The 23756-nt window shown below is 44.2% G+C and carries 22 protein-coding genes; all 22 read right to left on the bottom strand.

Going from position 1 to position 23756, the window contains the following annotated elements; genetic code table 11:
- Positions 1–187: 187 nt before the first annotated feature.
- Positions 188–997, bottom strand: a complete 810-nt coding sequence (folK, locus tag HMPREF2893_RS04695) for a 2-amino-4-hydroxy-6-hydroxymethyldihydropteridine diphosphokinase (protein WP_070674663.1) — start codon at positions 995–997, stop codon at positions 188–190.
- A gap of 25 nt (positions 998–1022) precedes the next feature.
- Positions 1023–1577: a GTP cyclohydrolase I FolE gene (gene folE / locus HMPREF2893_RS04690; RefSeq protein ID WP_070674660.1), complete on the bottom strand. Its 555-nt coding sequence runs from the start codon at positions 1575–1577 to the stop codon at positions 1023–1025.
- Between the two features lie 8 nt (positions 1578–1585).
- Positions 1586–2896, bottom strand: a complete 1311-nt coding sequence (locus HMPREF2893_RS04685; RefSeq protein WP_070674657.1) for a bifunctional folylpolyglutamate synthase/dihydrofolate synthase — start codon at positions 2894–2896, stop codon at positions 1586–1588.
- Positions 2897–3847, bottom strand: a complete 951-nt coding sequence (folP, locus tag HMPREF2893_RS04680) for a dihydropteroate synthase (RefSeq protein ID WP_070674654.1) — start codon at positions 3845–3847, stop codon at positions 2897–2899. It lies immediately after the preceding gene.
- Positions 3848–4009: 162 nt separating this feature from the next.
- Entirely contained in the window at positions 4010–4450 is a 441-nt protein-coding gene (locus HMPREF2893_RS11210; RefSeq protein ID WP_261674178.1) for a CPBP family intramembrane glutamic endopeptidase, read from the bottom strand.
- Positions 4451–4813: 363 nt separating this feature from the next.
- Complete coding sequence (locus tag HMPREF2893_RS04670; protein WP_023919646.1) at positions 4814–6007, bottom strand: acetate kinase; 1194 nt, start codon at positions 6005–6007, stop codon at positions 4814–4816.
- A 51-nt stretch (positions 6008–6058) separates the two neighbouring features.
- Entirely contained in the window at positions 6059–7012 is a 954-nt protein-coding gene (locus HMPREF2893_RS04665; RefSeq protein WP_070674648.1) for a class I SAM-dependent methyltransferase, read from the bottom strand.
- Between the two features lie 30 nt (positions 7013–7042).
- Positions 7043–7480 (bottom strand): competence type IV pilus minor pilin ComGG, encoded by a 438-nt coding sequence (gene comGG, locus HMPREF2893_RS04660; RefSeq protein ID WP_261674177.1) that lies wholly within the window; start codon positions 7478–7480, stop codon positions 7043–7045.
- Positions 7467–7919: a competence type IV pilus minor pilin ComGF gene (gene comGF, locus HMPREF2893_RS04655; RefSeq protein ID WP_070674645.1), complete on the bottom strand. Its 453-nt coding sequence runs from the start codon at positions 7917–7919 to the stop codon at positions 7467–7469. The genes comGG and comGF overlap by 14 nt, the downstream gene beginning before the upstream one ends.
- Positions 7909–8196, bottom strand: coding sequence for a competence type IV pilus minor pilin ComGE (gene comGE / locus HMPREF2893_RS04650; protein WP_003004353.1), 288 nt, complete (start codon positions 8194–8196; stop codon positions 7909–7911). Before comGE ends, comGF begins: the two co-directional genes overlap by 11 nt.
- A complete protein-coding gene (comGD, locus tag HMPREF2893_RS04645) occupies positions 8162–8566 on the bottom strand; it encodes a competence type IV pilus minor pilin ComGD (protein ID WP_070674952.1) in 405 nt (134 codons plus the stop codon). The genes comGE and comGD overlap by 35 nt, the downstream gene beginning before the upstream one ends.
- Entirely contained in the window at positions 8556–8873 is a 318-nt protein-coding gene (comGC, locus tag HMPREF2893_RS04640; RefSeq protein ID WP_003004178.1) for a competence type IV pilus major pilin ComGC, read from the bottom strand. Before comGC ends, comGD begins: the two co-directional genes overlap by 11 nt.
- Complete coding sequence (gene comGB, locus HMPREF2893_RS04635; RefSeq protein ID WP_186822243.1) at positions 8870–9901, bottom strand: competence type IV pilus assembly protein ComGB; 1032 nt, start codon at positions 9899–9901, stop codon at positions 8870–8872. The genes comGC and comGB overlap by 4 nt, the downstream gene beginning before the upstream one ends.
- The gene (comGA, locus tag HMPREF2893_RS04630; protein WP_070674642.1) at positions 9834–10775 is read right to left on the bottom strand and encodes a competence type IV pilus ATPase ComGA; all 942 of its coding nucleotides are present in this window, start codon (positions 10773–10775) and stop codon (positions 9834–9836) included. Before comGA ends, comGB begins: the two co-directional genes overlap by 68 nt.
- An 87-nt stretch (positions 10776–10862) precedes the next feature.
- Positions 10863–11252 (bottom strand): DUF1033 family protein, encoded by a 390-nt coding sequence (locus HMPREF2893_RS04625; protein WP_070674950.1) that lies wholly within the window; start codon positions 11250–11252, stop codon positions 10863–10865.
- A gap of 222 nt (positions 11253–11474) precedes the next feature.
- A complete protein-coding gene (locus HMPREF2893_RS04620; protein WP_070674639.1) occupies positions 11475–12578 on the bottom strand; it encodes a family 8 glycosyl hydrolase in 1104 nt (367 codons plus the stop codon).
- A gap of 8 nt (positions 12579–12586) precedes the next feature.
- Positions 12587–13897 (bottom strand): glycosyltransferase family 2 protein, encoded by a 1311-nt coding sequence (locus HMPREF2893_RS04615; protein WP_070674636.1) that lies wholly within the window; start codon positions 13895–13897, stop codon positions 12587–12589.
- Positions 13890–14030 carry a hypothetical protein gene (locus HMPREF2893_RS11075; RefSeq protein WP_009732064.1) on the bottom strand — a complete coding sequence of 47 codons (141 nt, stop codon included), beginning with the start codon at positions 14028–14030 and terminating at the stop codon, positions 13890–13892. The genes HMPREF2893_RS04615 and HMPREF2893_RS11075 overlap by 8 nt, the downstream gene beginning before the upstream one ends.
- A gap of 9 nt (positions 14031–14039) precedes the next feature.
- Positions 14040–14828, bottom strand: a complete 789-nt coding sequence (locus HMPREF2893_RS04610; RefSeq protein ID WP_070674633.1) for a hypothetical protein — start codon at positions 14826–14828, stop codon at positions 14040–14042.
- Positions 14829–15983: a non-hydrolyzing UDP-N-acetylglucosamine 2-epimerase gene (gene wecB / locus HMPREF2893_RS04605; RefSeq protein ID WP_070674630.1), complete on the bottom strand. Its 1155-nt coding sequence runs from the start codon at positions 15981–15983 to the stop codon at positions 14829–14831.
- Positions 15984–16305: 322 nt separating this feature from the next.
- On the bottom strand, positions 16306–19959 hold the full coding sequence (rpoC, locus tag HMPREF2893_RS04600; protein ID WP_003009742.1) for a DNA-directed RNA polymerase subunit beta': 3654 nt from the start codon (positions 19957–19959) through the stop codon (positions 16306–16308).
- A gap of 160 nt (positions 19960–20119) precedes the next feature.
- Positions 20120–23689, bottom strand: coding sequence for a DNA-directed RNA polymerase subunit beta (gene rpoB, locus HMPREF2893_RS04595; RefSeq protein WP_070594717.1), 3570 nt, complete (start codon positions 23687–23689; stop codon positions 20120–20122).
- Positions 23690–23756 lie beyond the last annotated feature (67 nt).

Raw genomic sequence — 23756 nt, 5'->3', positions numbered from 1 at the left:
CGAGTGCCTGAAACTGAGTCGTTTCAGGCACTTTTCTCACGGCGGAAAGTTTCAGAATATGATTGAATAACTATAACGAGTATAATTTTTAAAGAATTGATTAAATTTTATTAAAGATTCGTTTCTCTACGCTCTCAACAATCCCTCGAACAGGGATTGTTTTTTATTATGATGCAAAGAAGAGAGACTATTTGACAGCCTCCCATAATTGGCGAATGGGCTTTCTTTGAACAGGGTCCACAAAATGAGGAGCAATTTCATTCAAAGACTCTAGGACAAAGGCACGTTCTGCCACATAAGGATGCGGCAAGATCAAGTTTGGACTGTAACAAATGGTGTCCTCCATATAGAGCAGATCTAGATCGATCACACGTGGCCCCCACTTGATCTCACGGACACGCCCCATTTCCTGCTCAATGGCAAGTAAGGTCTCTAGTAAATCCTCTGGGGTCATCCAGGTTTCAACCTCTGCCACCTGATTCAAAAAGGTGTCCTGCTCCACCCCTCCCCAAGGTTCTGTTTCAATCCTTGTGGATGTCTGAAGAAGACGAATGCCTCGATCCTTGATTTTTTCTAGCGCCGTCTCTAGTTGCAGTTGTTTATCTCCCATATTGGTGCCAAGCCCAATAAAGGCCCGTTTTTTCTCCCGTTCGATTGTCACCGAACAAGTCTCTAATGGCAAGGGAACAGGAGCCCAGGGCTTTTTCAACTCCAGACGAACTTTTTCTACAAAGGCATAGCTTTCAAAAATCTTTTGCACCAACTGAAAGGCCACCGTTTCAATCAGATCGATTTTTTCTGCCTGCATCCACTCGGTCAACTGTTCCGCCAAGATCCCATAATGGATCGAAGCTTCCAAATCACCTGTGCGAGCAGCACGGGTCATCTCATAATCTACCCATAGGTCTAGGACAAAGCGTTGTCCTAATTCTTTTTCTGCTGGAAAAACACCGTGATAGGCGTATACCTCTAAGTCCTTGATCCGTAATTGATCCACTCTGTTCACCTCTTATAGCCAGCCATTAGTGGCCCATGAGTTTATAGGCTTCATTTTTTAAGTCTTTATCTGTCGCAAGCAGTCCACGCGCAGCAGTTGTCACTGTAGCAGTTCCAGGTTTACGGACACCACGCATGTTCATACACATATGCTCTGCTTCTACCCAGACAAGTGCTCCTTGTGCTCCAAGATATTCCATCAAGGCATCTGCGATTTCTACCGTCAAACGTTCCTGAATCTGTGGTTTTTTAGCGTATACTTCGACCGTACGAGCCAGTTTTGAAAGCCCAGCCACACGGCCATTTGGAATGTAGGCAATGTGCACTTTTCCATAAAATGGTAAAAAGTGATGCTCACACATGGAATGGAAGAAGATATCCTTCTCAACCACCATATTGTTATCAATGATTTCAAATGATTTAGACAGATGCTCTTCTGCTGTCTGCCCTAGTCCTGCAAAGATTTCTTGGTACATCTTGGCAATGCGGGTCGGTGTTTCCTGAAGTCCCTCACGTTTCTCATCTTCACCGACTGCCTCGATGATCATTTTCACTGCTTCTTCAATTTTCTTTGTATCCATATCATCTCCTAGTTGGATTTTTCTGTTTTTAATAAATAAGGTCGTACCTGGCTAAGGAAGTAGAGCGACCCCGTTACAATGAGGAGCTCATTGCCTTCAGCTTGCCAGTTTTGTAGAAACTCTTGCCAGTTGACTTCCTCAAGCTGATGGTTTTTCGCAGCAGCTCTTATCTCTTCTTGAGAATAGGCTCTTGGATCTTCAAAGGTCGTTAGGATCAAGCGACTATTTTCTAGTTCCTGCCACTGAATGAGCATCTCTTCTAAGGCTTTGGTCCGGATGCAGGTAAAAAGAATGGTCTTTTTTTGACTTGGGAAAAGTTCCCGAAGACTTGCGATTAAAGGCGCAACGGCGTGGGGGTTATGGGCCCCATCTAGCAAGATCATGGGATTTTGCGAGACCACTTCCATCCGGCCAGGCCAGACGACTTGATGCAAGGCCTCATCCACTAACTCTCTTGACAAGAGTTCACGCCCTACTCTTTCAAAAAGTACATCACAGATACTGATCGCAAGAGCTGCATTTCTGGCCTGGTGATGACCTAAGAGCGCTACTTGATAAGAGGATTTTTCTCTTTTGGAACTGTGATAAGAAAAGGATTGGCCCAATAGACAAGAGGCTTCTAGCTCAACTTGGTAATCTCTGTCATAGGCTGTTATCGGTGCCTGCTTCTGAATCGCAATGCCTTCAATGACTTGGCTGGCTTCTGCTTCTAATTTCCCTAGAACCAGAGGAATTCCTGGCTTAATGATGCCTGCCTTTTCACGGGCAATGGAAGCCAGATCTGGCCCAAGAAGGGCAACATGATCCAAGCCAATCGAAGTGATCGCAGTCAGAACAGGCTGACAGACATTGGTACTATCTAGTCGTCCCCCCATACCGACTTCCATGATCACATAATCCAGCTCCTCGTGAGCAAAATAATCATAGGCGATGGCCGTCATCACTTCAAATTCCGTCAACCCTTGAAAAACAGCCCTTGATTGTTCAGCTTCCAGGAGTTGCTGGTAACTATCCAGGTAGGTTTGCAGGTCTTGATCCGAAATGGCTTCGCCATTAATGGTGATTTGGTCATTGTAATGGATCAGATAAGGAGAGGTAAAGACTCCAACTCGTAAACCTGCCTGCCTCAAGAGTTGGGACAAGGTGGCAATGGTAGAGCCTTTGCCATTGGTCCCCGCAACATGAATGACCCGACAGTCTAGGTGAGGATTTCCTCTCAAAGCCAAGAGAGCTTCCATGCGCTCCAAGCCGAAATGTGGATCTTGAGAACGATAGGCTTCTAGCCAACGAAGATCCAACTGATGTTCTTTTGTCTTCATTTACTTGTATTGTTTTAAATTGGTATCTGCTGCCTCTTGGGCTTGGAAAATGGCTTGGCCTAGACTTGCTGCCATCTTGTGAAGGGGAATATCATGCACCCGCACCACTTCGACTCCTTGACTGGCTGCAATACTCGTCAAATGGCTCGAAGCCAGGTCCCGATTCCAAAAACCAGTCTCCGTTGCAGGATCTGTCTCAAATCCAGCTTCCTCAATAATGTTGACCACAAAGCGTTTGCGGGAGACCCCTAGAAAGATCGGATACCCCTTTTGGTGAATCGTCCCAAGTTCTTGTAATAAGAGTAAGTTCTCTCGCTTGGTCAACCCAAATCCGATCCCAGGATCCAACATAATACGATCCATCTGGACACCGGCTGCTTTCGCTTCAGCAAGCGAGCGGTCAAAGAAGGTCCACATCAAGTCTTGAATCGGTTCTTGAGCCATCTGTTGAAGCTCTTGCTCTGAAAAGACTGGTTCGAAACCAAAACTTGGAAAGATAGTGGAACTTGGATGATGCGGTCTTGCCATCACTGGATTAAACATGAGAACTGCGTTCGCTTCATGCTCCGCGACGACAGCAGCCATCTTAGGATCTCCAAGAAAACCAGTAATATCGTTGACAATATCAGCCCCAGCTTCGAGCGCCGCCGCCGCCACCTGGGACTTCCAGGTATCCACCGAGATCAAGACATCACTTTCTTTCCGAATGGCTTTAATTACTGGAACCACGCGGTCAATCTCTTCTTGGATCTCTACATAATGACTACCTGGTCTGGTTGATTCTCCCCCGATATCGAGGATCTGAGCTCCTTCTTGGATCAGTTTTCTCGCCTGCTGCAAGGCTGCATCCACACTCGTATACTTACCGCCATCAGAAAATGAATCCGGAGTGACATTTAAGATCCCACAAAGAAGGGTCCCTTGGCCACTCAGCCATTTATTATCAATCATTTTCGTTCTCCTTCGATTCCCTTCCTACAGCATGCTTGCGAACAAAAGAGGCTAGAACAAGTGTTCTAAACCCCTGAGTCTACTCTCCATACGGATTTCTGATTTTATCTGACCTTCTGTAGGATGGTTCTGCATCAAAACTCATTGGTACCTACCATTTTATCATAATTTATCATGGAAGAAAACTCTCGATACCGGCAATAAACAAAGGAGGAATACAGCAGGATAATAATAAGCTAGCGCATTCAAGGTCATATGGAGGCAAATACTGTACTCGATCCGCTGGTAGCGATAAGCCACCCAAGTTAAGATCAAAGACATACCTCCGTAGGCTACCCATTCCCCCAAGGCGCTCGGTCCATGCAAATAAGTAAAAAAGAGAGCACCGGCTAAGTAACCGATCGGTTCTGCTCCTCGAAAGATCAAACGAGGGATGATGGCCCGACAAAGCAGCTCTTCTAGAATCGGAGCGACAAGGATCACGACCATGCCCATAGCAAGAAAAGGAGCATGAGATTGCAGCTCATTCAGAGCCGCTTGGTTTGCTGTTGTACCACCTGCCTCTTGTTTCAACAAGGGATAGGCGAGCAGATTATTAGCCATCAACAAGAGAAGAAAAAGAAAATTTCTCCCCAGAGCCGGCCAGGTTATGACCCGAACATCTAAGTTTTCCAGAGGGCTCTTCTTTATGACTATATAAAAAATAAATAGCACCGTCACTGTTACCAAGAGAGTGAGGATAGTGATCCACCTTGCATCTACTCCTTCTTGAAGGGAATAAACCATAGTGATGAGGGGAAATTGTGAGAGAAAGAATAAGGGCACAAAAAGAAGGAGCCAGAGGGCATTCTTACATAATGGGTGCTTTCGAACAAAAGACTGTATATTTTTCAATGGACAACCTCTTTCTTGTATAAAATAAGAAGACTGGGGCTTTCGCCTCTAGCCTTCTCACATTATTTCAGTTTACTGATTTTTGAAACGTTCAACGTCACGCGCAATCACCAACTCTTCATCAGTTGGAATCACCAATACCTTCACACGAGAATCATCTGTGGAAATATCTCCGACAACTCCAAAGACGTTCTTTTCAGGGTCGACCTTGCAGCCAAACCAGCTGATTCCATTGATAATAGAAGAACGAACGTTTACTGCATTTTCACCGATTCCTGCTGTAAAGATGATGGCATCTGCACCATTCAAGACAGCCAAGTATTGACCGATGTATTTTTGCAAACGATCGATAAAGATATCGTAAGCCAATTTGGCTTTTTCGTCTCCATTGTGCATCGCTGTATGAATATCCCGCATGTCACTAGAAGATCCAGAAACACCCAGAAGACCTGATTCACGATTAAGGATACGGCTAATATCTTCAGGCTTATTGAAATCCTCTGTATGTTCCATCAAGTAAGGAATAATCGCTGGATCGAGATCCCCTGTACGGGTTCCCATCATGACACCACCTAGAGGTGTGAAGCCCATTGAGGTATCGACAGAGATTCCCTTGTCAACCGCTGTAACAGATACACCATTTCCAACGTGGCAGGTGATCAATTTCAATTCTTCTAATGGTTTTCCAAGAAGTTTAGCAGCTTCACCAGCTACATACTGATGACTGGTTCCATGAGCGCCGTACTTACGGACCTTATTTTCTGTGTAATATTTAGTTGGAAGAGGGTAACGATAAGCTTTTTCCGGCATGGTTGTATGGAAAGAAGTATCAAATACCACAACACTGGTAATATTTGGACAAATCTCTCTAAAGGCACGAATTCCAGCTGCATTTGCAGGATTATGAAGAGGTGCTAACAAAGACAATTCTTCTACTTTTCGAAGGACTTCGTCATCTACCAAGGCAGAATCCTTGAAGTATTCTCCACCAGCAACGACGCGGTGGCCCACACCTGTAATCTCATCGTAGGATTTGATAATATCAAAGCGAATCAAATCATCCAACAAAATTTTTACAGCTTGTGTATGGTCCTGGATATCTAATACTTGTTTTTCAGAGCGTCCATCAAATTTAACGGTTGAAATAGAATCCTTCAAACCGATCCGTTCAATCAACCCTTTTGCAAGAACAGTTTCCTCTGGCATTTGGTACAATTGCCATTTCAAACTAGAGCTTCCTGCATTAATAGAAATTGTTTTCGACATATATTCACCTCATTAAGCGTTTTCACTTCCTCTATTATATCAGATCTTTGATCAAATTTCACTATCCTTTAACCAGTTTTGGAAACTTTCCATAAAGTGAACCACCTGGTCTTGATCCTGGAGATCGGTAAACGGATAGACAAAGGGCTGAACAGACTCTTCTTCTTGTTTTCGTAGGACGAAAATCGTCTTAGCATAGGCTGGATTTGAAAAGAGAGATTCTGGCAAGGTCAACATGGCAAGGATTTGGGCCTTGTCTGTTAACCAAGCTTTCAACAGATCACTCTGAGGGCTTGTCAAGAGGTTGTTTGGAGCTAAAAAGATGGCTACTCCTTGAGGTTTCAGGTATTTCAGGGCCTGTTCCATCATGAGGTGATGGGCATAGGTATGGCCTTCGGAGCTCGCTACCTGATAGCGCTGTGCAATCGCATCATCTGGATAATAGCCAATCGGTAAGTCACTAACGATCAAGTCACTTTCTTTCAACACTTGAGGACGCACCGCGTCTCCTTGTGCAAAGACAACACTGGATTCCATCACGTCTGCGATACTAGCAGATAGGTCAATCAAGAGATCATCTACTTCCAATCCTAAGTAATCAATCGTGAGACGGCTATTGTTGACAATAGTCTCAGCGAGATTTCCGGTTCCACTTCCCACTTCTAAGACATCCAGTTGGTCGCTTTTAGCCAACTGATCGATCAAAAATGTAATAATAAAACCAATCGCATCTGGTGTGAACTGGTGATTCGCTTGTAAAGGTTCTGTCTGAGCGGCTTTCATAAAAAGGAATTGGTAGGCTCTACGCCATTCTTCCTTACTTAAACCTAGTTCTTTTAATTTTTTGCTATTGTTTTTAACAATGTCTAGATCCGTCTTGCCATCCAAATACATGGCATTCTGTTCAATCAAGGCGTCATAAAAGTTGGTCGACAATTCATTTTGAATACTTTGAGTGTTTTCTAATAGATAGGTATAGGCTTGTTCAATTTTTTCGAAATTCATGATTTCCTCCGCACCCTATCATACCAAAAATTAGTCTTTTTCGCTATTTTCTGATGGCTCCTTGGCCTCTTTTGGCGTCTCTTCAGAAGGCGTTTCGCTCCCTGCCTTCTCCTTATCTTTCTGCGTCTTCTTCTTTTCTTTTTGACTCTTCTTGCTTTCCTTCTCTTCCCTTACAGGAAGGACAAACTCATAGCTTTCGCCATCCATCTTAGCCTGAGCATGAAGAAAACCAGTATCCTGCCTTAGCTGAACTGTTCCAGACTTTAAATGAATCTCTGATGTCTTCTCATCACTCTTTCTCTTTTCAAGAGCCAATTGCACCAAAGCATAGGCCCGAAGGCGATCTTGACTCGTCTTTAAGATCCGTCTCTCCGCAACCTGACGGTGCAGGTAAAACTGAAGCAAGAGACTAAAAATCGCTGCCATCAAGAGGGCGTAGAGCAAGACACCAGCCTTAACTTTTTTCATTTTGCATCGCTGGTACCACATGGTAGACATACTCCCTTTCTAGACCTTCTTCGAAATTCAACCGCAGATGAATCAACTCTCCCTCCTGCCAAATTTGGCTAGAGCGAACTCCTGAAATCATAGGCTGATAGCCCCTGCCCTTATCATCTGTTTTTCGGATATCATCTCCTTTAGATTGACCAATGGCAATTGGTTTTTGATTCTGAACCAAGTAGATATGATTGTCCGCTACTTTTTCAAAATGGCTCCGATCCAATTCCACCTGCAATTGTTGCTGAAAAAGTATCCATTCTTCCTGCTTTTGATGCGCCTGGTAGTCCAATTCAGCATGCAGGAGCTTGGTCAAGCCTTGAAAGACCAACACTCCCCCACTAAGCACCAAGAGAGCGACCAAGGCTTCGAGCAGGGTAAAGGCCTTGACCTTTCCTTTATTCCACATGCAGCACCACCTTTCCTTGATGATAGACCGTGAGTTGATCGGCATCCTTTTCGACTTGAACCTGAATACCATTGGCCTCTAGATGATTTTGCCCTGTCTGAAGCGCCATTTGAGCGACAGATAAGACCTCTACCTCTTTGAAATCCGCTAGTCGCTCCTTGCGCGAACGCCGGATCTCCCCTAACAATAAGGTCGTAATCATGGCAAATAAACCCAAGGCTACCAAAGATTCTATGAGAATACTAGCGGGAACGGATGCTTTTTTTAATTTTCCCATTTCCAAGCGACAGTTGATAGGTCACCACTCCTCTCTGTGTCTGAAAGTGAACATTGGCCAGGGATGAATTGCCACCTGCACGGTCTAAACGAATAGTTTTAGGATCTTGCAAAATGACAGAATCAGGAATCTCCACCGTCTGGTAGGGCGTTTGAATCTTCCTTGCAGTCACTTCAACATCCAATTCCGTTTGCCTTGCCAGTGCTTTCTTCTGACTTTCTTGATAGAGGTGTTCAAACTCTGCAAAAAATACTTTTTCTTCCACCTGCTGAAAGCTCGTCTTGATCGATCCCGATAAGCCCAGATAGATAAAACTGACGATCATCAAGGTCAGAAGAGTCTCCACCAAGGTGAAGGCCTTAATCTGCAACCGCACGAGTTTCTCCACTATTTTTCGCATAATAGGCACGGTAGGACTCTGCTTGTTTGTTGGTAATATTTCCATCAGCAATCAGCTTTGCTAGAGTAGCTTGGTCATTGGTATGATTGAGCTCGTACAATTCAGCCTGGCTTTCGACCACCTTCACAACCGCTGCATTTCCTGTCTCTTTCACGGAGTCTTTTTGCTTGGTCAAATTCGGCACAAAGAGCAATAAGAGCACACTGATGATCAATAAGACCACCAACATTTCAATCAGTGTAAAGGCTTTAACCTTATAGGTTTTTAATGTTTTCATAAATGGACCTCCATATTTTGATAAATCGGCAGCAACATGGCTGCATAGAGTAACACAATCACAAGAGCCACAAAGACAAACACCAAGGGTTGTATTACATTCATGGCCTTGTGAACCCGACGAAAGAAATCTTCCCATGTTTTTTCAGCGTAGATCTCTAGCTCACTTCCGAGCTTTGATTTGACTTCACCGTATTCAATCATAAGGGGCAATTCTTTTTTGAAAAAAGTATACCCCCTGACCGTCTCTGAAAAGGACTGGCCACGGTCTAAAGAAAGAGCTAAGTCCCTTCCAATTTCTTGAAAAAGCTGGGATTTTTGCTCCTGCATCATGGAAAAAATCTGAGACAACTCCAATCCTTGCCCAATCAGATTGCCCCATTCTCTGGCATAATAGGCTGTCAAATAAGCTTGAATCATGCCTTTCCCGAAAGGCAGATGAGACAAGCTTCTAAAAACGTTGATCTTGCCTGACTGGCGGTAATAGAGAAAGCCGAGTAAGAAGAAGGTCACCAGTCCCACTCCTAAGGCCAAAAAGAGTTGGGGGAAGGAACTGATCAATTGCGTCCCAATATTTTGAGCATCCATTTGAGGAAGCAAATAATTGCGCAAGCCTAGCATAATCAGAACTAAAAACCCAAGCAAGATAAGAGGATAGGTGCTCACCTCAATCAGCTTTTTCTTGACCTTGCGCATGTTTTCTAGGTAAGCACTGATTTTCTCCAAGCTCAATGCAAGATTGCCATGGAGCTCAGCGAGAGACAGCTGTGTCGTGACCGCATCTGAAAAACCGATCCCTGCCATCATTTCTGAAAAACTCCGCCCCCTCGAGAGGTCCTCTCGCATCTGGGAAACCAAACGACTCTCCACTAGGTGAGAGCGATCCAGAAAATCGACAATCTCAGACAGATGAAAACCACTCGAATAAAGATTCAAAAACAATTCGATGATTTGCTTTTGTTTAGCGGTAGATAATTTTTTCGGCTTGCGCCTGAGCCAGCTGGATATATCCCGATTGAGCCAAGAGATCCATTTGTTGGTTCCAGCGGCTGGCTGAGTGCTCTTGGTAGTTTTCCGTCGCAAAATCGACCACACCTCCTCCTGCAATTAATCGTTGGTAGCAAATACCTTGTAAAACAATCTTGAGTTCTTCCTCACTCACTCCAAGTTCTAAGAGCCTCTCATAAACACCTCGAACGCTTTTCGCATGAATCGTAGAGAAGACGGTGACTCCTGTCAAACTAGCTCGTACGACTGCACGAGCTGTTTCCTTATCTCGGATTTCCCCAATGATGAGAAGGTCCGGCCGATGGCGCAAGGAGAGTTTGATCAGGTTGTCATAGGTCATGCCGATCTGGTCATTCAGCTGAAGCTGAAGCATATTATCCTGCTTGATCTCGACAGGATCTTCAATAGACATGACTTGCTGGTCCGCAAAGCGCTCTTGCGCCAAAGCATGCATGAGAGTGGTCTTTCCCGAGCCAACAGGACCTGCAAAGAGATAGAGGCCACGACCAGCCAATTTCTTCTTCAAGTCCGGCAACTGATCAAACCAAAACCGCAATTCACGTTCCTCATCATGCAAGAGCCGAATGACCAAGCTTTCATAACCACGATAATCCCCCACCGTCGACAAGCGAATCGAGACCACTCCATTCTCCAAAGGGTAATCACACGACCCCAGCTGGCTGCGCCTTTTTTCTCCCACATTCATCCCTGCCACGAACTTAAAGTGGCTAATCATAGCCGTCATGTCCTCAAAAGGGAAGGACTGCACAAAGCGCCTATCGTCTCCCACTCTCATAAAAACCTGGTACTCCTCCTTCCGAGGAATGAAGTAAAGATCCTGAGCTTCTTCCTTTTTCCCCATGCGGATCAATTTTTTTGCAATTTCTTGAACCATAGTTCCTCCTCTCACTTATACTATTCGAAAAAGAAGACAAAAAAAGAAGACTTTCTAGATCGCTCTAAAAAATCTTCCGAATGTCTCTTATGACAGGGTTGTCCCCTTTTTTGAATCGAGTGTATATTGACAAGAACGGTGTTTGCGACTGCCTCTTTCCTTTTCGTAGCCTGGGCGGAACTTGCTTTTAGGGATCTTGTGCTCGTCTTCTAGAAGGACAATCGAATGGAAAAACTGCACATCTTCACTGCAGTCCTCACACCACTCTTGCTCCTTGGTATCCCAAAAGATCGTCATGAGATCACTCCGACTCTTATAACTTGGAAAGTGCTCATTTAACTCCAACCACTTCTGCTTGTAGTATTTCAAAGCCTGGTAATAGTCTTCAAACTTCCGACTACTGACGATATCTTCTTCCCAACCTTCTAAAAACCACCAGGGTTCACAGTCCCCGTACATTTCAATCACTCGATACATAAACTCTTCCATCCTTTGTATCCTCTATTATATAGAAAATCCTTTGAGAATAAAAGTTTTCTGCTCAGAGCATGATTTTTCAGGTAGTTTTCAGGTGATTTTCGCCATTATTTTCCAAAAATAGACTGCCTAATTGCTATTGGGTCCTTTTTTCGAGAATCAAAAGAAGAGAGTCCCAATAAAATGGACAGACCATCCTGGGAACTCTCTTTTCTCAAGTATTTAGAACAATTCTAGTGCAATCATAGTTGTCATGGTTGCATCGTAATAGTTGTTCAGAGGTAGATCTTGTGTAAAGATATACTTGTTCTGTTGAACCAACTTCAAATAGCCTTTTTCATGTTCAGAGGCATAGACAATCGGTGCCAAAAAGCTTGCTGCCTGATGATTGTTCAAGGCCTTCCCTTTCAAGTCATAACCTGCATACAGGTTTCGTTGACTCTTGAAAAAGTTAAGCATCTTTTTCACCAATTGTTGACTGGTTTTGTCCTTACTTTGAACAAGGTTGTATGGAAGGCGACAAGCGTTATACGAGTAGGCACCATCATACTTGGATTCAATCGTCTTGGGATCCGCTACACGCGTTCCTTGCTCATCTACCCAGATGAAATCAGGTAGTAAACCTGTTTTGGTTTGGGAGCTGATCGTTTGGAGTTGCTGCAACATCTTTTCTTTGATATCCAACCACTTCGAATCTTTTGTCACTTCATAAAAGATCTGGAATTGCGCTGGCAGTGTATCAGACGTCCGCATCAAATGATAAAACTCCGAATCCTGATTGGCCCAATTCCCCACCGTTAACACACCAGTTTCTTCATTGTAGTTGTGTGCGAGAATATCTTCTAAAATCGCTTTGGCTTGAACCTGGTAGTCTTTGGCTTGCTTTGGCCATTGCTGAGCAGCTTTTAGAAGAGCATAGGCGATGTAGAGATCCCCATCTGTGGCGTTATGATCCTCATCTTTTGCTTTTCCATTGCTGATGGTTTGTTTCCAAGACATCAATTGGGTACCTTCTAAGCGATGATTTAGATAATAGTGATAGAGTCGGTCAAAGTCTGCTTGTTGGGCTTGTCCTTTTTCGGCAGCTGCAACAGTAATGAGCATTCCATAACTTTGTGCCTCGGATAACACTACTGTTTGATTGCTATCATTGGTGGTTCGAACATAGGATTCTTTCCCTTTTGAAACAACAAAATGCTCATTCCACTGATGATAAATTCGATTTCGCATCTCCACTTTACTTCTCGTTCTCGCTAAAAACAAGGTCAAACAGAAAATGCAAAGGATGACTAGAAACCATACATATCTCATCTTTTTCGTTTTCATAATTTCTCCTATCCTGCGAATCGTTTTGTTTTAACCCATTTGGTTTCTTTCCGGTGCAATAGTTTATCCATCACAATCGAAGAGATGGCATCAATCGACACAATGATAAACAGTTGAGAATAGGTGAAATAGGCAGCCAAGGCCAACCAAATTTGCTTGGTAGTGGCTTGACCAAATTGTGAGGCAAGAGCCACATTAATCTGAAGCAGATAAAGCCCAATCATCAAGATCCAATTGAAGAGCATCAATTGCGCAATGTAGATATTTTCAGAATCAAAGGCAAATGGAATTTGCACACCTGGCACCACTGTATGGATACACATGGCCAGAATATTGGCAAAAAAGATCAAGTCCGATAAGACGATGGCTGCGTTAAACCAGAAGAAGACACAGGAATAGTTGGTCACTTCCAACTTCACGCGCCAATTTCCCTTACCAAATAAATGCTTGAAGTTGGAAAGAACCACTTCATAATTCCCTTTGGCCCAACGTTTCCGTTGCATATAGTAACTCTTCAGAGTCTCTGGCTCTTGTTGGAAGGCTTCTGAATTATAGGCTAGCGCAATCAACTTCCCACTTTGCATAATCTTGAAGGAAATATCTGTATCCTCAGTCAAGGCACCGTTTTTCCATCCTCCAATACTCTTGACAAATTCGGTTTGAATAATGAAGTTAGTTCCTGGAATCCGTCCAATCTTAAAGAGATGCCACATGCCCACATGATGAACCCGTTGGGTAACGACAATTTCTTGGTTGATACAGCGAGTCAAGAAGTTTTGATTGGCATTCCGCGTTTTATTGCGGCCGAAAGAAGCCACATGACGTTCTGGATCTTTGAGGACTTCTTTCACAAGGAAATAAAGAGCATTCTTTTCAGGCATGGCATCTGCATCATAGACGCAGATATAGTCTCCAGTCGCCATCGCCAAAGCGTCATTTAGCACACCGGCTTTCCCACCTGTCCCACTTCGATTGATAATGGTCAAATCACGTCCTGCATACTCTGGCAATGCTTTAACCGCCAAACACTCTTCATAGGTACGATCGGAACAATTATCCGCAAATAGCAGTAATTCTACACGATCATGTGGATAGTTCATATCAAGGATCGCTTTGGCTGTTTGTGCGATGACCACATCTTCATTATGGGCGGGTACAACGATCGTCACTTTTGGATAATAAGGAAGCGGATCCGTATTGACACGAAAATCACTGTGTTTGAACCAAAAATGAACAGCTGAAAAGAGGATGACAAGGCCCCAGGCCAAGGACAGCCAAATTGAAATCAAGGCAATAATCATCATAATTTGACTAATCATGATCCACCGCCTTAAAGTTTTTATTCACACGATGGTAAATTACCATATAAGCTACAAATAATACAATAAAGCACAGGGCAAAAAATACACTAATGCCCACAGCTATATTAAAAAATATATTTGTAAGAGTCATTTGTTCCTCCTAATATTCCACAATAATATCTGTTTCAAGTTGACGTTTTAAGTAACGCATCATTTCTTTATAGCGATGGTATTTGGTTCGATTTGATTGATCCACTACAAGAAAGCCTGACTGAAATTGGATGGCTTGCAGCCCATCTTCACCTTGGAATACAAGGCCTTCCAATTGTGGTTTTAAGACCGTCATATAATCGCTCTTCAGATCCCGCTCGCTATCAGAAGATAAAATCAAGAAATTACCGTCTGATACATAATACAAGCTTTCATTTGGCTTCAGATGATGCGTTAACAAATAGTTGATTTGGTTCAAGGTCCGATTGTACTCTCTCGGTTGCAATTGGAAGAACAATTCCTCGTGCGACCAGTGAATGAGTAAGGCCTGAATCGTATCATTGGTTTGTCCGCCATAAGAAGCGATGCGGTTGCGGTAATCTGCGTAAGCTTCTGGCTCTTGATCCTTCACTTTTGCAATCTCTTTAAAGAGGTGATAGCGAATTCGGGTCAAGATTCCAATCAAGACCGGAAAACTAAAGAGCAAGAGCAAGGCTTGATGAAATGGGATATAGACGACACCCGCCACCAAAAAGACAATCCCAAGGGCAAATGACAACAGGATGGTCCATGTCAACAATAAATCCGATAAGACAATAGCAGAAAATAATCCTAAAACAAAGAACAATCCTTCCTCAATCAGAATCTCTCTTGCAAAAAACAAGCAGTAAAGTAAAAGAAGTACTTCGAAAACAATCAAAATCAGCAACCATCTACTTAACTTTTCCGTTTTTTTCATTTATTCTTTCTCTCCCTCATGAAATTCTTCGGCAGCCTCTCCCTGGCCAAAGTAATGTTTAATGGCTTGTACGATTCGCTCAGAAGCTCTTCCATCCCCATAAGGATTTTGGGCATTTGCCATTTGAAGATACAGGCTTTCGTTGGTTAAGAGCTCTGTCATCGTCGTTTTAACGACGGTAGGATCCGTTCCAACTAATTTCAAAGTTCCCGCTTTGACCCCTTCTGGGCGTTCCGTTGTATCGCGTAATACCAATACCGGTTTTCCTAATGATGGTGCCTCCTCTTGCACCCCACCTGAATCCGACATGATAAAGTAACTTCTCGAAGCTAAGTTGTGGAAATCTAGCACATCTAGAGGCTCAATGAGGTGGATCCGATCATGATCTCCTAATAGATCGTTTGCCGCCTCTTGGACCGCTGGACTAAGATGCACTGGGTAAACCACTTCAATAGTCGGTTCTTGATCCACCATTTCTCTCAGAGCTCCAAAGACCGCTCGCATGGGTTGGCCTTGATTTTCTCTTCGATGCATGGTCACCAGGATGACTTTTTTAGCTGGATCCAATTGATCCAGTACTTCGTGGTGATAGTCGTCTTGAACCGTGAGTTTCAGCGCATCAATGGCAGTATTTCCTGTCACCACAATAGAGGATTCCGGATGATTTTCTTTTAAGAGATTGGCCTTACTTTCGCCCGTCGGCGCAAAATACAGATCCGCTAAATCATCCGTCATTTGACGGTTCATCTCTTCTGGATATGGAGAATATTTATCAAAGGTTCTCAAACCAGCTTCGACGTGACCAATGCGGACTTGATTGTAAAAGGCAACCAGACTCGCCGCAAAGGTAGTGGTCGTATCTCCATGGACGAGCACCATATCCGGCTTTTCTTTTTTGATAACTGGATCTAATTGATTCAGGATTTTAGAAGTAATGTCCAATAAGGTCTGGCTTTTCCCCATAATATCCAAATCGTAATCAGGTACGATGTTAAAGGTTTCTAAAACCTGGTCCAGCATTTGACGGTGCTGGGCAGTGACCACCGTAATGGTCTCAATAACCTCTTTTTGCTTTTGCAACTCCAACACCAAAGGGGCCATTTTAATGGCCTCCGGTCGCGTCCCAAACACAACCATTATTTTCAATTTTCCCATAAACTTCCCCCGTCGACATGCATGTAATTCGACATTTTTTTAATTTGTGTACATCTTTTTTCATTCTACCGCCAATGACTTTAAATGTCAAACCGATTTTGGGTTTTATAAAGAAATTACTAATAGTTAGTCATTTTATTATTTTGGTGTTTAGAATACATATCCATATAATCACTAATTGTAAGTATTTACAGCACGACTTTTACCGGGCTAATATTTTTGGTAAAAAAATAATTCAATAATTATACAATTATTTTTCAAATAATAAATTTTTATAATTTTTTCAAAAAAAAGCCGGAACTTGTAGTTCCGACTAATTTTCTTATTCTTCTACGACTTCAGCTGTTTGAACTTCATCAACTGTTCCATCTGTTAATGGCACTTCTTCGATAATTTCAACTTCATTAATCGCTTGTGGTTCCAAGTTACGGTAACGAGCCATACCTGTACCTGCAGGAATAATCTTACCAATGATAACATTTTCCTTAAGTCCAAGGAGATGGTCTTTCTTACCACGGATCGCTGCGTCTGTAAGAACACGAGTTGTTTCCTGGAAGGAAGCCGCAGACAAGAAACTGTTGGTTTCAAGTGAGGCTTTGGTAATTCCCATAAGGACTGGACGAGCTGTCGCAGGAACTCCACCAGAAATAAGGACGTCCTTGTTGGCATCTGTAAAGTCTGTAATGTCCATCAGAGTACCCATGAGAAGGTCTGTATCTCCTGGATCCATGACACGTACTTTACGGATCATTTGACGCACCATTACCTCGATGTGTTTGTCGCCGATTTCTACCCCTTGGCTACGGTATACTTTTTGTACTTCTGCAAGAAGGTAAGTTTCAACAGACAAGACATCACGAACGGCAAGGAGACGTTTTGGTTGGATAGACCCTTCTGTCAGAGCATCACCACGAGAGACTTGATCTCCCACTTCGACTTTCATGCGGGCAGTGTAAGGGACAACGTATTCGCCCTCACCAGTTGCTCCGCTAACAAAGACTTTCTTGGTGCGTGTAGAAGCATCTTCTTCGATCGCTGTGACTTCCCCTTTGACCTCAGTGATGACCGCTTCCCCTTTTGGATTGCGGGCTTCAAAGATTTCTTGGACACGAGGAAGACCCTGAGTGATATCGGTATTTGAGGCAACCCCACCCGTGTGGAAGGTACGCATGGTCAACTGTGTACCAGGTTCCCCGATAGATTGGGCAGCGATAGTTCCGACTGCTTCACCCACTTCAACCGCATCACCAGTCGCCAAGTTGATACCATAACAGTGACGGCAGACACCATGGCGGGTGTTACATGTAAAGACAGAGCGGATAGTGACTTCTTCAACACCAGCTTTGACAATTTCACGTGCTAGGTCTTCTGAAATCAAGGTATCTGGACCAACGATGACTTCACCTGTTTCAGGATGTTTAACAGATTTCTTGGTATAACGACCAGTCAAGCGTTCTTCGAGTGGCTCGATCATTTCCTTACCATCAGTAATGGCACGGATCACAAGTCCACGGTCTGTTCCACAGTCATCTTCACGGATAATGACGTCTTGGGCCACGTCAACCAAACGACGAGTCAAGTAACCTGAGTCGGCTGTCTTCAAGGCCGTATCGGTCATCCCTTTACGGGCACCGTGAGTTGAGAAGAACATTTCGAGTACTGACAAACCTTCGCGGAAGTTTGACAGGATTGGCAATTCCATGATCCGTCCGTTTGGAGCGGCCATCAAACCACGCATACCGGCAAGTTGCGAGAAGTTTGAAATGTTACCACGGGCTCCAGAGTCCATCATCATAACGATTGGGTTCTTCGGATCTTGGTTATCCACCAAGCGTTTTTCCAATTTTTCACGGGCTGCACGCCATTCAGCTGTAACGGCATTGTAGCGTTCGTCATCTGTGATCAAACCACGACGGAATTGTTTAGTGATTTGTTCCACACGTTTGTGAGATTCTTCAATGATTTCTGCCTTATCTTCAACGACCGGAATATCGGCAATCCCCACTGTCAAACCAGCAAGGGTTGAGTGATGGTAACCCAAGTCTTTCAAGCGGTCCAAGAAAGCAGACGTTTCAGTTGTACGGAAGCGTTTGAAGATTTCTGCGATGATATTTCCAAGATTTTTCTTCTTGAATGGAACGTTTAATTCCAATTTCTCAATCGCTGCTTTGACATCTTGACCAGGCTCCAAGAAGTACTTAGCTGGAACGCCTTCTGTCAAGTTGGCATTATTTGGCTCTTGAAGGTATGGAAGCTCTGCAGGCATGATATCGTTAAAGAGGATCTTACCAACAGTTGTCAAGAGAATCTTGTGTTGTTGCGCTTCTGTCCATGGTTTGTTCAAGCTATCTGTCGCAATTCCGACACGTGTATGCAAGTGAACATAGCCATTGCGAAGGGCCATGACCGCTTCATCACGGTCTTTGAAGACCATGCCTTCGCCTTCACGACCAGCTTCTTCCATAGTGAGGTAATAGTTCCCCAATACCATATCCTGAGATGGGGTAACGACTGGTTTACCGTCTTTTGGATTCAAGATGTGCTCAGCAGCCAACATCAAGATACGAGCTTCTGCTTGAGCTTCTTCTGAAAGCGGTACGTGGATGGCCATTTGGTCCCCGTCAAAGTCGGCATTGTAGGCTTCACAGACAAGTGGGTGCAAGCGAAGAGCTTTCCCGTCAATCAAGACAGGTTCAAAAGCTTGGATCCCCAAACGGTGAAGGGTCGGTGCGCGGTTCAAGAGAACTGGGTGTTCTTTGATCACTTCTTCTAGGATATCCCAGATGCGTTCATCTCCACGTTCGACCAAGCGTTTTGCAGCTTTGACGTTTTGCACGATATCACGCGCAACGATTTCACGCATCACGAATGGTTTGAAGAGCTCGATCGCCATTTCACGTGGTACACCACATTGGTACATCTTAAGAGTTGGACCAACGGCGATAACAGAACGTCCTGAGAAGTCAACCCGTTTACCGAGCAAGTTTTGACGGAAGCGTCCTTGTTTCCCTTTGAGCATGTGGCTCAATGATTTCAATGGACGGCTACCTGGTCCTGTGATCGGACGACCACGACGACCGTTATCGATCAAAGCATCAACGGCTTCTTGAAGCATCCGTTTTTCGTTTTGCACGATGATACCAGGGGCATTCAACTCAAGCAAACGTGCTAAACGGTTGTTCCGGTTGATCACACGACGATAGAGGTCGTTCAAGTCAGAGGCAGCAAAACGGCCACCATCCAATTGGACCATCGGACGAAGATCTGGTGGAATAACCGGAAGGATGTTGAGAACCATCCATTCTGGTTTATTACCAGATTTGTAGAAGGCATCCAAGACATCCAAACGACGAACAGCCTTCACACGTTTTTGACCAGTTGCAGTCTTCAATTCTTCTTTCAAGAGAGCAATTTCAGCTTCCAAATCCACTTGTTTCAAGAGGTCTTGGATCGCTTCTGCACCCATCTTAGCCACAAAGGAACCTGGTCCGTATTCACGCAAGCGTTCACGGTATTCACGTTCCGTCATGATGGATTTGTGCTCAAGTGGTGTATCTTTTGGATCGATCACCACGTAAGCTGCGAAGTAAATGACTTCTTCAAGGGCACGAGGGCTCATATCCAAGGTCAATCCCATACGAGAAGGGATGCCTTTGAAGTACCAGATGTGTGATACAGGCGCTTTCAACTCGATGTGTCCCATGCGTTCACGACGAACTTTCGCACGTGTTACTTCAACCCCACAGCGGTCACAAACGATCCCTTTGTAACGGATCCGTTTGTATTTCCCACACGCACATTCCCAGTCTTTTGTAGGTCCAAAGATGACTTCATCAAAGAGACCTTCACGTTCGGGTTTCAATGTACGGTAGTTGATTGTTTCAGGTTTCTTGACCTCTCCATAAGACCATGAACGGACCTTGCTTGGAGAAGCTAGGGTGATTTGCATACTTTTAAAACGATTTACATCAACCACTATTTCTTACCTTTCCTTGTTTTCATACTTGTTTCATTTGGATACAGCTTAGGTGGGGGGAAGAAAGGAAACTTTCTTGCCACCTCCTTGTGTCTGTATCTTGTTATCGAATCATCCTGTCAGAAGCATTCGTTTCTCACAGGACAATCATTTTTACTGATTATTTTTCTGATTCTTCAGCATCAAAGGCTGCTTTTGCTTCCTTGGCTGCTTTTTCACGTGCTTTTTCAAGGTCATCCACATGAATCACATCATCGTCTTCCCCTTCATCGAGGTCACGAAGTTCCACTTCTTGATCATCTTCGTCCAAGACACGCATGTCAAGACCAAGAGATTGCAATTCTTTGACAAGAACGCGGAAGGATTCTGGTACACCTGGTTTTGGAATCGGTTTACCTTTGGTAATCGCTTCATAAGCTTTCAAACGTCCGTTGACATCATCTGACTTGTAGGTCAAGATTTCTTGAAGGACATTTGATGCACCATAAGCCTCAAGGGCCCACACTTCCATTTCCCCGAAACGTTGTCCACCAAACTGAGCTTTCCCTCCGAGTGGTTGTTGAGTAACCATTGAGTATGGTCCGACTGAACGGGCATGGAGTTTATCATCAACCATGTGGTGAAGCTTGATCATGTACATGACACCGACAGAGACACGGTTGTCAAATGGCTCACCTGTACGTCCATCGTAAAGAATCGTCTTGGCATCACTATCCATACCAGCTTCTTTCACAGTATCCCAGAGGTCTTCTGAGCTTGCTCCGTCAAAGACTGGTGTTGCGATGTGAATACCCAAGTTACGAGCGGCCATACCAAGGTGAAGTTCCATAACCTGACCGATATTCATACGTGATGGTACCCCAAGAGGGTTCAACATGATATCAACCGGTGTACCGTCTGGAAGGTAAGGCATGTCTTCAACTGGAACAATACGAGACACAACCCCTTTGTTTCCGTGACGACCGGCCATCTTATCTCCGACGCGGATCTTGCGTTTTTGTGCGATGTAAACACGAACCAACATGTTGACACCAGATTGCAATTCATCTCCGTTTGCACGTGTAAAGATCTTAACGTCGCGAACGACTCCATCTCCACCGTGAGGTACACGAAGAGAAGTATCCCGCACTTCACGAGATTTATCTCCAAAGATCGCGTGAAGGAGACGTTCTTCAGCAGAAAGGTCTTTCTCACCCTTCGGTGTTACCTTACCGACAAGGATATCGCCTTCTTTTACTTCCGCACCAATACGGATAATACCTGTTTCATCCAAGTCACGAAGAGCATCTTCCCCAACGTTTGGAATTTCACGGGTAATTTCTTCAGGGCCTAACTTGGTATCGCGTGTTTCTGATTCGAATTCTTCCAAGTGAACAGATGTGTAGACATCTTCTTTCACCAAGCGTTCGCTCATGATAACGGCATCCTCGAAGTTATACCCTTCCCAAGTCATGTAAGCGACGATTGGGTTTTGACCAAGGGCCATTTCCCCTTTTTCCATAGATGGACCGTCAGCGATAAAGTCGCCTTTTTCAACGACATCGCCAACTTTTACAAGGGTACGTTGGTTGTAAGCAGTACCTGAGTTTGAACGACGGAATTTTTGGACGTGATAGACATCAAGAGATCCATCTTCCCGACGAACTTCTACCTTGTCCGCATCCGCATAAGTAACTTTACCATCGTGTTGAGCAATGACTGCAGCTCCTGAGTCATGGGCTGCTTGGTATTCCATACCAGTACCCACATAAGGGGCTTTTGGATCGATCAATGGCACAGCCTGACGTTGCATGTTGGCACCCATGAGGGCACGGTTGGAGTCATCGTTTTCCAAGAAAGGAATACATGCTGTCGCAACGGCAACTACTTGTTTTGGAGATACGTCCATGTAGTCGACTTGATCAGATGGGAATTCTTGGTTGTTACCACGGTGACGTCCCATAACGATTGGCTCAGCAAAGCCACCCTTTTCGTTCAACTTAGAGTTGGCCTGAGCAACGATGTACTCATCTTCTTCATCAGCTGTCAACCAAACGATTTCGTTGGTGACTACACCTTTTTCACGGTCCACTTTACGGTATGGCGTTTGGATGAAACCATATTTGTTCAAGTGTCCGTAGGATGACAAGTTGTTGATCAAACCGATGTTTGGTCCTTCAGGTGTTTCGATTGGACACATACGACCATAGTGGGTATAGTGCACGTCACGCACTTCATATCCGGCACGGTCACGTGTCAAACCGCCAGGCCCTAAGGCAGACAAACGACGTTTGTGAGACAACTCAGAAAGCGGGTTGTGTTGGTCCATGAACTGTGACAACTGTGAAGAACCAAAGAATTCTTTAATTGCTGCAGTTACTGGACGGATGTTGATGATTTGTTGTGGTGTCAAGACATCGTTATCTTGTACAGACATCCGTTCGCGAACGTTTCGTTCCATCCGTGAAAGTCCAAGACGCACTTGGTTGGCAAGCAATTCACCAACGGCACGAATCCGACGGTTTCCAAGGTGGTCGATATCATCCACGCGGCCAATACCTTCTGCAAGGTTCAAGAAATAGCTCATTTCTGCCAAGATGTCAGCTGGAGTCACAATCCGTACTTTGTCAGATGGGTTAGCATTTCCGATGATGGTGACAACGCGGTCTGGATCTGTCGGAGCGACAACTTTGAATTTTTGCAATTCAACTGGTTCTGTCAAAACAGCAGCATCATTTGGAATGTAGGTAATTTTGTTCAAACCGTTATCCAATTGTTCTGAGATGCTGTCGATCACATCGCGCGTCATGACAGTACCAGCTTCTACAAGGATTTCACCTGTTTCAGCATCTACCAATGGTTCTGCGATTGTTTGGTTCAACAAGCGGTTCTTGATATTGAGTTTCTTGTTGATCTTGTAGCGACCAACTGGTGCCAAGTCATAACGACGTGGATCAAAGAAACGAGCTACCAACAAGCTACGTGAGCTTTCCGCTGTTTTTGGTTCACCTGGACGAAGACGCTCGTAGATTTCTTTGAGGGCTTCATCTGTCCGTGAATCCATTGGATTTTTGTGGATATCTTTTTCAATGGTATTGCGAACCAATTCGCTATCCCCAAAGATATCGATGATTTCATCATCTCCAGAGAATCCAAGAGCACGCACAAGCGTTGTAAATGGAATTTTACGCGTGCGGTCGATACGTGTGTAAGCAATGTCTTTTGAGTCGGTTTCAAGCTCTAACCAAGCCCCACGGTTAGGGATAACAGTTGATCCATAACCAACCTTACCATTCTTGTCCACCTTATCATTGAAGTAGACACCTGGTGAGCGGACCAACTGAGATACGATAATCCGTTCTCCACCATTGATGATGAAGGTTCCCATTTCAGTCATGATTGGGAAATCACCAAAGAAAACTTCTTGGGTCTTGATTTCACCTGTTTCTTTGTTGACCAAACGGAAGGTCACAAAGATTGGTGCTGAGTAGCTGGCATCGTGGATGCGCGCTTCTTCAAGCGAATACTTAGGTTCGCGGATTTCATAACCCACAAATTCCAATTCCATTGTATCCGTGAAGTTTGAGATGGGAAGCACATCTTCAAATACTTCCTTCAAGCCATGATCCAAGAAATCTTTGAATGAGTCTGTCTGGATTTCAATCAAGTTTGGTAAATCAAGAACCTCTTTGATTCTTGAAAAACTACGACGGGTCCGATGTTTCCCGTATTGAACGTCATGTCCTGCCAAAGTTTTTAGCTCCTTTTTCCATACTAGGATAGCTTGGTAAAATGACTTTCACCACCTATCCGGTTTT

Source organism: Streptococcus sp. HMSC072C09, assembly GCF_001813105.1.
GTDB lineage: Bacteria > Bacillota > Bacilli > Lactobacillales > Streptococcaceae > Streptococcus.
Note: the sequence above shows the minus strand (reverse complement) of the source record. Positions and strands in the feature narration are given on the sequence as shown.